The organism is Candidatus Providencia siddallii, assembly GCF_964026685.1.
Lineage (GTDB): Bacteria > Pseudomonadota > Gammaproteobacteria > Enterobacterales > Enterobacteriaceae > Providencia_A > Providencia_A siddallii_A.
In genome coordinates this window covers 50,573-64,514 of sequence record NZ_OZ034688.1, presented here as the reverse complement: position 1 = coordinate 64,514, position 13,942 = coordinate 50,573, and the positions used below count along the sequence as shown (strand labels likewise).

Sequence of the window (13,942 nt, the reverse complement as noted above, 5' to 3'; positions counted from 1 at the left end):
ACCTTCTTATTATTTTATGATATTAAGTTTTTTACCTATAGATGCAAAAGATTCAACTGCATATAAAATATCATTTTCACTATGTGAAGCAGATATTTGCACACGAATCCTTGGTTTATTTTTTGGTACCACAGGATAAAAAAAACTCATAACATAAATACCTTTTTTAAATAACTCATATGTAAATTTTTGAGAAATTTTAACATCATTTAACATTATAGGTATAATAGCATGATTAGAATTAGATATTTTAAAACCAATTGAAACCATTTTTTCTCTAAATAACTTAACATTATTCCATAATTTTTCACGTAAATGATTACAATCAACCATCATATCAACCGCTTTAATAAATGCAACAACATTACAAGGAGCTAGAGAATTTGAAAATAAATAAGGACGTGATTTTTGACGTAATAACTCAATTACATTTTTTTTTGCAGCAATATATCCCCCTGAAACACCACCAAGTGCTTTTCCAAATGTACCAGTAATAATATCAATTTTACCAATAACATTACAATATTCATGAGAACCTTTACCATTTTCCCCAAGAATTCCTACTCCATGTGAATCATCAACAATTACCAATGCTTGATATTCATTTGCTAATTCACAGATATCATGCAATTTTGCAATAATACCATCCATTGATGTAACACCATCAACAGCTATTATAATATTTCTAGATCCAGATATCTTTGCTTCATTAAGTCTTTTTTTTAAATCATCCATTGAATTACTATTAAATATATAAACTTTTGCTTTGCATAAGCGAATACCATCAATAATTGATGCATGATTTAATGAATCTGAAATAATAGAATCTTCTAATCCAAATAATGGCTCAAACAATCCACAATTTGCATCAAAACATGAAGAATATAAGATAGCATCTTCCATACATAAAAAATTAGCAATTTTTTTTTCAAGTATTTTATGAATTTTTTGTGTTCCACAAATAAAACGTACTGATGCTATACCAAAACCATAATCATCTATTCCTTTTTTTACTTCTAAAATTAAATTTTGATCATTAGCTAACCCTAAATAATTATTTGAACAAAAATTTATAACACGATAACCTCCAACAATTTCAATATTAACATTTTGTGGTGTAATAATAATAGATTCTTTTTTTAATAAATTGTTAATTTTTAATTCATTCAAACAATTATTAATTTGTTGATAAAAATTTTTTGACATTTTTTTTCCAAAAATATATTTAATTAATTTAATAAAATATTTTTTATTTCTTATAAAAAATATATTTTATATTATTTTATATATTTTAAAAGTAATATTATTATGTTATAATAAATAAAAAAATAAAAAAAAAAAAAAAAAATTAAAAAAACTCAAATAATAAATAATATATTTTAAAAAAAATATTATAAATATATTATTAAATAAAATTTAATTAATAAATATATTATAAAATTAACTTTTACAAGATAACTATAATTAAAAAATAAAATAATATATGAAAGTTTTATTAATAAAAACATCATCTATGGGTGATATTATACATTGTTTACCAGCTTTAACCGATGCAAAAAAAATTATTCCAAACATTAAATTTGATTGGGTAATAGAAAAAGATTATTCACAAATCCCAACATGACATAATGCAACTAAAAATATTTTTATAGCACCAATAAGACAATGGAGAAAAAATCTTTTTTCCACAAAAGTTAAAATTGAACGTAATATTTTCTATAAAAAATTACAAAAAACATACTATGACGCTATAATAGATGCGCAAGGGTTATTAAAAAGTGTATTTTTTGTTACTCGTTTTTCAAATGGCATAAAACATGGATATGATTTTTATAGTATAACTGAAAAACTTGCAAGTTTTTTTTATAATCAAAAACATTACATAAAAAAACAACAACATGCTGTTGAAAGAATCAGACAATTATTTGCAAAAAGTTTAAAATATAAATATAAAAATACTAAAGGTGATTTTAATATCATTAATTTTTTTTCAAAATTAACAAACAAAACATCAAAACCTTATATTATTTTTTTACATTCAACAACACGTAAAAATAAACATTGGCCTGAAAATCATTGGAGAGAATTAATTTTTAATATAAAAAAATTAAATATAAAAATAAAATTACCTTGGTCAAATACATACGAACAACAAAGAGCTTTCAGATTAGCAAAAGATTTTAATTTTGTAAATATTTTGCCAAAAATGACTTTAATAGAAATAGGACAACAAATTTTTAATGCAAAAGCAATAGTATCTGTTGATACAGGATTAAGTCATTTAGCATCTGCATTGAATATACCAAACATCACAATTTTTGGTCCTACTAATCCAAAATTAATTGGCGGTTACGGAGAAAAACAATATTCTATAAAATCTTATAACAAAAAAATGTCCGCAATTAAAGCTATTGATGTATTTAAAAAATTAAATAATATTTTATAATAACTATTAATAATGATCAATATCATTTAATATTATTTAAATTTGTTAAATATAAAAAAGTAAATATATATAAAAACAAAAAATATATTTATTACAATATAAAAATAAATTTAATAAATAATATAAAAATATTAAATAAAAAATTTATTTTTTTTAAAAAATAAAATATAGTTTTTTATTTAATATTTTTATATCAAATACTGTTTTAATTCTTTTAATAAAATATTAGATACACCTTGATTTTCATATAAAACTTTCGCAGCATTATTTCCATAATATAAACGTAATTTTTTATTAACTAATAAATTAAATATTGCCAATGTCATAGATTTAACATCTGTTACTACAATTAAACCATTAGCTTTTATTAATTTTTCACAAATATTTTTAAAATTAAATATATAAGGACCAATTATTATAGGAAGATGATATATTGCCGCCTCAAGAGGATTATGACCACCTATTTTTACTAAACTACCACCAATAAATACAATATCAGAAATTCCATATAACAATACAAGCTCATTCATTAAATCACCAATTAATACTTGTACATTAGAAGTTGGTAATTTATTACTACTACGTAATATAAAATTAAAACCCATTTTTTGTATCATTTTTTTTATTTTATTAAAACGATTAAAATCTCTTGGAACAATAATCAATAATAATTTTGGAAAAAATTTTAACAAATTTTTATAAGTTTTTAAAATGATTTTTTCTTCTCCCTTATGAGTACTACCAGCAATTCATATATCTCTACAAATACCTATTCTTTTCTTTAGCAACATTGATGAAACAATTAAATCATTACTTATATATATATCAAATTTCATATTTTCTATTATTTTTAATTTAACACGATTTAAACCTAATTCAATAAAACGTTCTCCATCATTTAAAGATTGAGCAAAAACTTTTGTTATATTAGATAATATATATTTTATAAAAAAATATATTTTTTTATATTTAATAAAAGAATTGTCAGATAAACGAGCATTAACAATAAACACTGGAATATTCATTTTATATAATTGATTAATCATATTAGGCCAAATTTCTGTTTCCAAAATGATTACTAACTTAGGATTTAAATATCTTAAAAAACGACGCATTGAAAAAAACAAATCATAAGGTAAATAAACATGATATATAGTTTTACCAAATACAGAAACTACTAAGTTAGAAGCTGCCGGTGTTATAGTACTAACAATAATTGGTAAAAACGGATAATAACGAAGTAATAAACGTATTAAAGGTACTGCAGCAACTGTTTCGCCAATAGAAACAGAATGTATTAAAATTCCTTTTGAAACAACTTTTCCATAACAAAAACCATAACGTTCATCTAAACGTTTACGATATTCAGAAAATTTAAAACTACGAAGCATCATTTTTAAAAATATAAAAGGTTGAACAATATAAGAAATAACTTGATATAAAAACATCAATAATGTTAATTTTAGTTTATCCATAAAATCACTTTTTATAAAACTATAAAATTTAAGATTTAAAATAATATATAAAAAAATAAAATTAAATCTAACCAAAAAATAATTTTATAATTACAAAAAAATAAATAATATTAATTATTAATATAAAATTATTTCAAATAACTTTAATAATGAAAAATAAAATAATATTTCCAGGAACTTTTGATCCAATTACTTTAGGACATCTAGATATTATATCTAGAGCGTCATTTATCTTTAAACATATTATTTTAGCAATTGCAGAAAATAAAAATAAAAAAACAATGTTTTCAATTAACGAAAGAGTTTCTTTAGCAAAACAAGTAACTTCAAATTTTGATAATATAGAAGTTATTAGTTATTCTCAACTAATAACAACTTTTGCTAAACAACATAAAACTAATATTTTAATACGCGGTATACGTTCTGTATCTGATTTTGAATATGAATTACAACTTGCTAATATAAATAAACATTTAGAACCTAAAATAGAAACTTTATTTTTAATATCATCACAAAATCTATCTTTTATTTCTTCATCGTTAATTAAAAACATTATAAAATATAACGGTGATATTTCATCATTTTTACCTTCAATTGTTCTTGAAGCAATTTTAAAAAAAACTAAAATTTAAATTATTTAATTTAATATTTTTTATTTTTCTAATAATTTTATACAATTAAAAATACATATTTATTTTATAAATAAATATGTATGATAAATAATCAATTAATAATAAACATTATAAAATTTTTATAAAAATAATTATTATAAAAATTATTGATTTTAATTAATTTATTTTATATACAAATTAAAATAATATATTAAAAATAACTTTATTTTTTTTACTTTTATATAAAATTACATTTTTTAAATATAAATAATAATATTATTTATATTTTTACATGATATTTTATACATAAATACTATCATTTACTTTTTTTATTTTAAAATAATAAAATAAATATAAAATTTAATTTTAAAAAATAACATTAATTATTTAATTTTTTCTTCTCTATAAAGTACATATTTACGAATAACGGGATCAAATTTTTTTAATTGTAATTTTTCTGGCATATTACGTTTATTTTTTGTTGTTGTATAATAATGACCAGTGTTTTTAGAAGAAACTAATTTAATTTTTTCTCTGATACTTTTAGACATCTATTTTCCTATAATATAAGTTTATTTAAAACTGCATCTATACCTTTTTTATCAATTATTTTTATACCTTTAGAAGATATACGTAATTTAATAAAACATTTTTTAGAATCAACCCAAAAACGATGATAATGTAAATTTGGCAAAAAACGACGCTTAGTTGCATTTAAAGCATGCGAACGATTATTCCCACTCATTGGTTTTTTACCAGTAACTTGACAAACTCGTGACATTTCAACTCCAAAAATAATCTTTTTATTTTAAATAAATAATTTATTTTCATAAAAAAGTAAATTATTTTAAAATATTTTGAAATAATTAAACTTATTAAAAAAATAAAAATATAAAATCAATAAAAACTTACTAATTTATATTAAAATAAATGTTAATATAATAATATATTAACATAATTATAATATAATTAAAAATAAAAAAATGAATCAAGAAAAAAAAAATACGTTATTAAACAAACATATTATACTTGGTGTTTGTGGTGGGATTTCAGCTTACAAAATACCAGAATTAATAAGATTATTACGTAATAAAGGTGCAATTGTACGTATTGTAATGACAAAATCAGCAAAAAAATTTATTACTAAACTAACACTACAAACAATATCTGGAAATACCATTTTAAATACATTATTTGATATATCAACAAAAAACACAATAAATCATATAGAACTAGCTAAATGGGCTGATATAATCATTTTAGCCCCTGCCACTGCTAACACTATCGCTAAACTAAGAGCTGGTATAGCAAATAATTTACTTACAACTATTTGCCTTGCATCAAAAGCAACAATTGCCATTGTACCAACAATGAATAACCAAATGTATTATGCAAAAGCAACGCAAGATAACTTAAAAAAATTAAAACAACGAGAATTTATAATTTTAGGACCTGATATAGGAAAACAAGCGTGTGGTGATATAGGAATGGGTTGTATGATATCACCATTAAAAATTATAAATTTTTTAAATAATCATTTTTATATTAAAAAAGATTTTAAAAATATAAAAATAATGATTACATCAGGACCAACATATGAAAATCTAGATCCAATTCGTTTTATTGGTAATTACAGTTCTGGTAAAATGGGATTTGCAATTGCAGATTCAGCAAGTAAACGCGGAGCAAAAGTTACATTAATTACTGGTCCAGTTAATCTTAAAACTCCAAAAAATGTCACTAGAATAAATGTTGTTAATTGTTTAGATATGTATAAAAAAGTTCATAAAACAATCAGTGAACAAAATATTTTTATAAGTTCCGCTGCAATATCAGATTATCGTCCAGAAAAAATTTCAAAACATAAAATAAAAAAAGAAAAAAACAAAAAAACTATTTTTTTAATAAAAAATCCAGATATTATATCAAGTGTAAGTAATTTAAAACAAAATCGTCCTTATGTAGTTGGTTTTGCAGCAGAAACACAAAATATAAAAAAAAATGCATATCAAAAATTACAAGAAAAAAAACTTGATTTAATTTGCGCAAATAAAATTTCTATTTATAATAAAATATTTAATAATAACTTTAATTCATTATTTTTATTGGATTCTAATGGTTGTACTAAATTACCACGTTCTAATAAAATTGAATTAAGCCAAAAATTACTTGATGAAATAATTTATCGTTATGAAAAAAATCGATTTAAAAATTCTTGATAAACGAATAGGAAACATTTTTCCGTTACCTAAATATTCAACAAAAGGTTCTGCAGGATTAGACTTATGTGCTTGTATAAATAAACCAGTACTATTAAATTCAAACGAATCAAAATTAATATCGACTGGATTAGCTATTTATATAGCTAATAAACAAATTGCAGCAATAATTTTACCTCGTTCAGGCTTAGCACATAAACATGGAATAATTTTAAATAACTCAATTGGATTAATAGATTCTGATTATCAAGGAGAAATTATGATATCAATCCTAAACCACAGTAACAAAAAATTCTATATAAAACCTGGAAATAGAATTGCACAATTAATTTTTATTCCAATATTTCAAATTCAATTTAATATTGTAAATAATTTTAAAAAAACAAAACGTGGAATAAATGGATTTGGTCATTCTGGATTTTAATATTTAAAATATTAATAATATATAATACTTTTAATTACTTTTATTTTATATTTTCTTTATAACGATCATGATAAACTCTTAAAGAAAATAAATGATCTTTCATACAACTGAAATTTGATAAATAATTTATTAAATCATTAATAGTTATTATTGAATAAACATTACAATATTTACGTTCTATTTCTTTTGTTGCAAGCATTTTATTTTTTCCTACTTCTTGACGATCAAGACATAATAAAACACCACTTATTATAGCTTTTTTTTGTTCAATAAATTTTATAGATTCATAAATAGATGCACCAGAAGTAATTACATCATCTACTATTAAAACACGACCTTTTAAAGAACTTCCAATTAAACTACCTTTTTCTCCATATTTTTTAAATTCTTTACGATTAAAAGAATATGACATATTAATATTATAATATTCAGAAAGCGCTATAACCATTGAAACAACTATTGGAATCCCTTTATAAGCAATACCTAAAACAACATCACAATCTATTTCATTATCTTTTAAAGCTTCCGCATAATAACGTCCTACAAGAGATAAATCATATCCAGTATTAAATGATCCAAAATTAAAAAAAAATGGACTTTTACGTCCTGATTTTAAAATAAAATCACCGAACTTTATAGCTTTTCTTTTTAACGCAAGTTCAATAAATTCAACTTTATATTTTTTCATTAATTATTTTCCTAAAAAATAAAATTAATTAAACAATTTTATACAATTAAATAAATTTATAAAATTTAAAATATAAATAAAATTAATTTAAAACATATAATATTATGTAAAAATTTTTTAAAAATATAATTTTTTTATAAAATAATTTAATTATAAAAATATTTTAAATTAAATTTATTTTTATAATTAAATTATTTTATAATTAATAATACTATTAAACTAATATACTAAATAATAAAAAAATAATATATCGCAAAACTAAAATTTATAAAATATTTATACTAATTGAATATTTTTTATAAAAATAAAAAAATAAATTTCATCAATTTTAATAAAAATTAAAAACCAAATTTTTTAAATAAAATTAACTTATTCTAAATAAAAAAAATTAAAAAAAAAATAAAAATATTAAAAAAATATTAGTTTTTTATTAAAATAAATAATATCAATAAAAATTAAAATAAATTTAATATAATTAACTAATAAAAAAATAAATAATATATAAAATATTATTTATTTTTTTATTAGTTTTTCAATTATTAAATTCATATTTTTGTAAAAATTTTTATAAATAATATAAAATAATATTAATTATATTTTTTTTAGTTTTAATATTTTTTTTAAAAATACTAATTTTATATAAACAAATATAATTGTTTTTAAAAACAAAAATTAATATAATATAAAAACAAAATATATAAAATCTTTAAAAAATATTTTTACATAAAATAAATTAATATAAAAAAAAATAAAATGTTAGCACTGATCAGAATAATTTTTACAATAATTTTTATTATATGTCTTTATATTATTGGAATAATTTATTGTTTATATAGCCCAAGAAATCCAAAACATGTTATGATTTTTGGAAGAATTTTTGGAAAATTATCAAAAATTTTTGGTATAAAAATAATAAAAAGAATTTCTTTAAAATCAAAAAATTTTGATAAAGCAATTTATATTAGTAATCATCAAAATATTTTTGATATGATTACGATATCAAATGCTATACAATCAAATACTGTTACTGTAGGAAAAAAAAGTTTATTATTAATACCTTTTTTTGGTTTTTTATATTGGATAACAGGAAATATTCTAATTAATAGGAACAACAACTTAAAAGCACACAATACAATTATACAAATTGTAAAACAAATTAAAATGAAAAACATTTCTGTTTGGATTTTTCCAGAAGGTACACGTAGTCGCGGTAAAGGTCTTCTTCCATTTAAATCAGGAGCTTTTTATACTGCAATAAAAGCAAAAGTACCAATTATTCCAATTTGTTTATCAACAATACACAATAAAATAAAATTAAATCGTTGGAACAATGGTTATGTTATCATTGAAATATTAGAACCAATAGATACATCTAAATATAATAGTAAAAATATACGTATATTATCAAATTATTGTTACAAAATAATAAAAAACAAAATATCTAAATTAGACAATGAAATTTTAAAGTTAAATGAAAAAAAATAATTTATATATTTCAATATATAAAAAATATATATAAAAATAAATAAATTCATATACAAAAAAAATAAAATCTTTATTACAAAAATAAACAATTATTGTTAATTTTAAAAAACTATAAATTATAAAAATATATAATAGATATTATTATAAAATTCTCTTAAATATTAATTAAATAATTTTTGATGTTTTTTCCAATCAAAAATACCTTTAATACGTTGTTTAGTTAATTCTTCACGTATTTTAAAATCTTTAAAACCTTGTTTTATAATTGATTTTACACTTATAGATTTAGCTATATCAAAAGCTTGACGAAAAAAATCACCTTGAGGGTATAATTCATATAAACAACCATTTCTCCCTTTAGCATCTGCTTCACTTACTATACTTAAATATTCAATTCTACATGATTTACGCCATGCATCCATTATATTAAAAATATTAACTATTTCTATTGCTGTAAGTTTATTAATAATATGAATTTTATCGTGAAACCTTGCCGCAAGACAAGCAAAATCACATATATCTGTAGGTACTTTTATCCTTTTACAAAATCCATTAATTATTTGAATACCATTTTCTACATGATTAGAATGACTTAATAATATTTTTTTTGATGTTAATATTTCACCAAAATCATGACATAAAGCAGCAAAACGAACGTTAATATTACTTGTTAATTTTGATACAATTTTCATAACCATCATAGTATGATTACCAATATCAATTTCTTGTTTACATTGTTTAAAACCTGACACATCAAATAATTTTTCAATTTCAGGAAAAATAATCGCAAGTGCGCCACACTTACGTAAAATTTTTATATAAATTTCTGGAGAATCTGATTTTAATGCTTTTTCAGTTTCTAACCATATTCTTTCAGGTTTTAAATATAATAATTCATTTAAAACACTTTTAGATTGCATTAATGCAATAGTTTCTGGTGCAACAGTAAATCCTTTTTGATAAAAACGCGCTGCAAATCTAGCAACACGTAATACTCGTAATGAATCTTCAACAAAAGCAGGCGATACATGACGTAAAATTCGTTTTTTTATATCATCATATCCATGATAAGGATCAACTATTTTACCATTTTCATCTTGAGCTATTGCATTGATAGTAAGATCACGACGTAATAAATCATCTTCTATAGTTATATTTTTATTATTATTACAAAAAAATCCATTATAACCTAAAGCAATTTTTCGTTCAGTTCTTGCTAAAGCATATTCCTCATTTGTCTTTGGATGTATAAAAACAGGAAAATCACTACCAACTTGTTTAAAACCATTTTTTATCATTTCTTTAGGAGTGGAACCAACAACAACAAAATCTTTATCTGAAATAGGCAAACCAAGCAATTGATCTCTAACAGCTCCACCAACTAAATATATCCTCATAATAATTATCCTATATAATAAAATATTATATATAATAAATATTAAAAAAATAAAAACTATGTTTTTACAAAAAATAATATTTTATTGTTAAATGATAATAAAACTAAATTAAAAATATTTATTTAATTTTTAATTTATTTAAAAAACTATTTCTTTTAATATTATTTTATATAAGACATATTAAAAATTAAATAAATTATATTAAATATATTAAATATTTTATTATAAAAATAATATTATGAAAAAACAAATATATATAATAACTTAATTAAAATTATATAAAATTATTTTAATATATTTATATTTATCATCTTCATATAATATTTTTAATAAATAATAATACAAATATATTTAAAATTTAATAAAAATATAAGATAACTTTAATTAAAAAATAAAAAAACATTTATATTATATTACAAAATATAATTAACAATTTTAATTATTTAAATATTTTAATTTATTTTTTTATATAAAAAATATTTTTCATAAAATATATATAACACTTATTAATATTTTAAATTAATAACTTTATTATATAATAAATAATAAAATTATTTTTTTTATTAATATAAATTAACTATAATTTAATAAAATTAATAATTTTTTAAACAAAAAAAATAAAATTATTGCGATAAATTATTTTTTTCTTTTAAAGAATTTTTTTCAATATTATTAATACGTTGTTCTATTTTTAATATTTTTTCATTAAGAATTATTATCGTTTTTTTTTGAATCTCAAATTCTTCTTTAGAAACTAAATTAAATTTAGTAACTTTAGATTGCATAATATATTTTATTTTTTTATTAAAAAATTTTTTTAAATTATTAATAGTTTGTAATAATATAGAATATATCTTACGTGCTATTTGTTCTATTTTTTTTGCGTTAAACATTTTATAATTCCTTTGATTATAATTTATTTTATTTTTTTAAAAATACAATTTTTAACAAAAAACAAATATTTCATTTTATTTTAAATAAAAATAGATAAAATTCAAGTAAATAATTTTATTTTAAAAACAAAATAAATTATTTTTTATAAAAAACAACATATATTTTATACAATATATTAATAATATAATATATAAATTATATATTAATTTTTAATATATAATTTATATAAAACATTATAAAAATTAAATATGTAAAATATAAATAAAAAAATTAATTTAACTAAATATAAAAAAAATAAATACATTAAAAATTTAATAACTTTATAATATTGTTAAATTATATTAATTTTAATATAAATATATTTTTTTATATTAAAATAATAAAATTATATTAAAACAATTACATAAAAAAATTAAAAAATTAATATTTTTAAAAAAATAAAAAATATATAATCAATAATTTTTATAAAATTTATAATTTTATAAAAAAATACATTTATAAATACTTTTAAAAAAATAATATTATAACATTATATAATTACTTTTTTATAAAGTAACTAAACTTAATAAAATTAAAATAAAAATTTTTTATATTTACTAATTAATTATAGAATACTACATTACATTTTTTTGATTTTAAAGTAAAAATACTTTGACATATAACGAAATAAATAATAAAAAACTAAATGCAATAAAAACTTTAATTAAAAACATAAATTTTTTTTATTATTAAATTTATTTAATAATAGGATATTAGTAAATTGAAAAATTCATGAAAATAAAAATTCCTAATTACAAACAAGCTTGTGTCTTAGTTATCGGTGATATTATGTTAGATCGTTACTGGCACGGTTCTGTTAATAAAATTTCTCCAGAAGCACCAGTTCCAATTGCTTCAATAACTAAATCTGAAGATAAACCTGGAGGTGCAGCTAATGTTGCAATGAATATTGCATCATTAGGAGCATATTCTCATCTTATTGGATTAACAGGAATAGATAATACTTCAAAAATATTAACAAAAATCTTAAATTATTCTAATGTTCGATGTGATTTTATAACAAGCCCTATTCATAAAACAATAAAAAAAATACGAATTTTATCTCAAAATCAACAACTTATTCGCCTTGATTTTGAAAATGATTTTAAAAATATTAATCAAAAAAATATAATAAAACGAATAAAACAAATATTACCAAATATTAATACAATAGTTATTTCTGATTATTCTAAAGGAACATTAACAAAAATTGAAAAAACAATTAATTTAGCTAATGAAGCTGGTATACCTATAATAATTGATCCTAAAAAAAATAATTTTGAATGTTATAAATATGCAACTTTATTAACACCGAATTTACATGAATTTGAATCAATAGTTGGACCATGTAAAAATAATGACGAAATAGAAAAAAAAGGTAAAAATTTAATTCAAAAATTAAAATTAACCGCATTACTAATAACACGATCTGAACAAGGAATGAGTTTAATTTGTAAAAACAAAATGCCATTACATTTAAAAACTCAAGCAAAAAAAGTTTTTGATGTAACTGGGGCGGGTGATACAGTTATAGGAGTTTTAGCAGCTTCTATTGCATCAGGTTGTTCATTACATGAATCATGTATATTAGCAAATATATCTGCAGGAATAGTAGTAAAAAAATTTGGAGCATCAACTGTATCTTTAACTGAATTAAAAAAATCAATATATAAATATTCAAAAAATGATTTCGGGATTATAAGTGAAAAAAAATTAAAAAAAGTAGTTTTTTACGCAAAAATGCGTGGAGAACGCATAGTTATGACAAATGGATGTTTTGATATTTTACATACAGGTCATATATCTTACCTTAAAAATGCACGAAAATTAGGAGATAGATTAATTGTTGCTGTCAATAGTGATTCATCAATTCGCCGTTTAAAAGGAATAAATCGTCCTATAAATAAAATTAAACAACGAATGAATATACTAAACGCATTAAATTCAATTGATTGGATTGTATCATTTGATGACGATACACCAAAACGTCTAATTATAAGTATTCTACCTGATATATTAGTAAAAGGTGGAGATTATAATATAAAAGAAATTGAAGGAAGCAAAGAAGTGTTAGCTGCAGGAGGACAAGTTAAAATACTTAAATTTATAGATGGTTTTTCTACAACAAATACTATAAACAACATAATAAAATTAAAAAATAATTAAAAATAAATTATATTAATTTTTTAAAAAATATTACTTTTATATAAAAATATTTTTTAATATAAAATTATACTATAACTTTAATAATTATTATTATAGAT

Annotated in this window: 13 protein-coding genes; 6 read left to right on the top strand and 7 right to left on the bottom strand. The window is 19.2% G+C overall.

Annotation, left to right across the window (positions count from 1 at the left end):
* Positions 1-9: 9 nt before the first annotated feature.
* Positions 10-1,206, bottom strand: coding sequence for a glycine C-acetyltransferase (locus AAGD61_RS00225; protein WP_341765043.1), 1,197 nt, complete (start codon positions 1,204-1,206; stop codon positions 10-12).
* Positions 1,207-1,483: 277 nt separating this feature from the next.
* Here AAGD61_RS00225 and rfaC point away from each other — a divergent pair, with 277 nt between their 5' ends.
* Positions 1,484-2,446 (top strand): lipopolysaccharide heptosyltransferase RfaC, encoded by a 963-nt coding sequence (rfaC, locus tag AAGD61_RS00220; protein ID WP_341765042.1) that lies wholly within the window; start codon positions 1,484-1,486, stop codon positions 2,444-2,446.
* 188 nt (positions 2,447-2,634) lie between these two features.
* Here rfaC and waaA read toward each other — a convergent pair whose 3' ends face one another.
* Complete coding sequence (gene waaA / locus AAGD61_RS00215) at positions 2,635-3,900, bottom strand: lipid IV(A) 3-deoxy-D-manno-octulosonic acid transferase (RefSeq protein ID WP_341765283.1); 1,266 nt, start codon at positions 3,898-3,900, stop codon at positions 2,635-2,637.
* Positions 3,901-4,070: 170 nt separating this feature from the next.
* Between waaA and coaD the strand changes: the two genes are divergently transcribed.
* Positions 4,071-4,553: a pantetheine-phosphate adenylyltransferase gene (coaD, locus tag AAGD61_RS00210; RefSeq protein ID WP_341765041.1), complete on the top strand. Its 483-nt coding sequence runs from the start codon at positions 4,071-4,073 to the stop codon at positions 4,551-4,553.
* A 362-nt stretch (positions 4,554-4,915) separates the two neighbouring features.
* On the opposite strand, the gene rpmG is transcribed toward coaD, so the two are convergent.
* Positions 4,916-5,083 carry a 50S ribosomal protein L33 gene (gene rpmG / locus AAGD61_RS00205; RefSeq protein WP_341765040.1) on the bottom strand — a complete coding sequence of 56 codons (168 nt, stop codon included), beginning with the start codon at positions 5,081-5,083 and terminating at the stop codon, positions 4,916-4,918.
* An 8-nt stretch (positions 5,084-5,091) separates the two neighbouring features.
* Positions 5,092-5,313 (bottom strand): 50S ribosomal protein L28, encoded by a 222-nt coding sequence (gene rpmB / locus AAGD61_RS00200; RefSeq protein WP_341765039.1) that lies wholly within the window; start codon positions 5,311-5,313, stop codon positions 5,092-5,094.
* Between the two features lie 202 nt (positions 5,314-5,515).
* On the opposite strand from rpmB, the gene coaBC reads away from it, so the two are divergent.
* Together coaBC and dut are read left to right on the top strand one after the other, a co-directional pair.
* Positions 5,516-6,754, top strand: a complete 1,239-nt coding sequence (gene coaBC / locus AAGD61_RS00195; RefSeq protein WP_341765038.1) for a bifunctional phosphopantothenoylcysteine decarboxylase/phosphopantothenate--cysteine ligase CoaBC — start codon at positions 5,516-5,518, stop codon at positions 6,752-6,754.
* Positions 6,723-7,175: a dUTP diphosphatase gene (gene dut / locus AAGD61_RS00190; protein WP_341765037.1), complete on the top strand. Its 453-nt coding sequence runs from the start codon at positions 6,723-6,725 to the stop codon at positions 7,173-7,175. Before coaBC ends, dut begins: the two co-directional genes overlap by 32 nt.
* 40 nt (positions 7,176-7,215) lie before the next feature.
* Here dut and pyrE read toward each other — a convergent pair whose 3' ends face one another.
* Positions 7,216-7,863, bottom strand: coding sequence for an orotate phosphoribosyltransferase (pyrE, locus tag AAGD61_RS00185; protein ID WP_341765036.1), 648 nt, complete (start codon positions 7,861-7,863; stop codon positions 7,216-7,218).
* A gap of 753 nt (positions 7,864-8,616) precedes the next feature.
* Between pyrE and AAGD61_RS00180 the strand changes: the two genes are divergently transcribed.
* Positions 8,617-9,348 carry a 1-acylglycerol-3-phosphate O-acyltransferase gene (locus tag AAGD61_RS00180; RefSeq protein WP_341765035.1) on the top strand — a complete coding sequence of 244 codons (732 nt, stop codon included), beginning with the start codon at positions 8,617-8,619 and terminating at the stop codon, positions 9,346-9,348.
* Positions 9,349-9,509: 161 nt separating this feature from the next.
* Here AAGD61_RS00180 and AAGD61_RS00175 read toward each other — a convergent pair whose 3' ends face one another.
* On the bottom strand, positions 9,510-10,745 hold the full coding sequence (locus tag AAGD61_RS00175; protein ID WP_341765034.1) for a multifunctional CCA addition/repair protein: 1,236 nt from the start codon (positions 10,743-10,745) through the stop codon (positions 9,510-9,512).
* A 623-nt stretch (positions 10,746-11,368) separates the two neighbouring features.
* Positions 11,369-11,638: an accessory factor UbiK family protein gene (locus tag AAGD61_RS00170; protein ID WP_341765033.1), complete on the bottom strand. Its 270-nt coding sequence runs from the start codon at positions 11,636-11,638 to the stop codon at positions 11,369-11,371.
* Between the two features lie 772 nt (positions 11,639-12,410).
* Between AAGD61_RS00170 and hldE the strand changes: the two genes are divergently transcribed.
* A complete protein-coding gene (hldE, locus tag AAGD61_RS00165) occupies positions 12,411-13,844 on the top strand; it encodes a bifunctional D-glycero-beta-D-manno-heptose-7-phosphate kinase/D-glycero-beta-D-manno-heptose 1-phosphate adenylyltransferase HldE (protein WP_341765032.1) in 1,434 nt (477 codons plus the stop codon).
* Positions 13,845-13,942 lie beyond the last annotated feature (98 nt).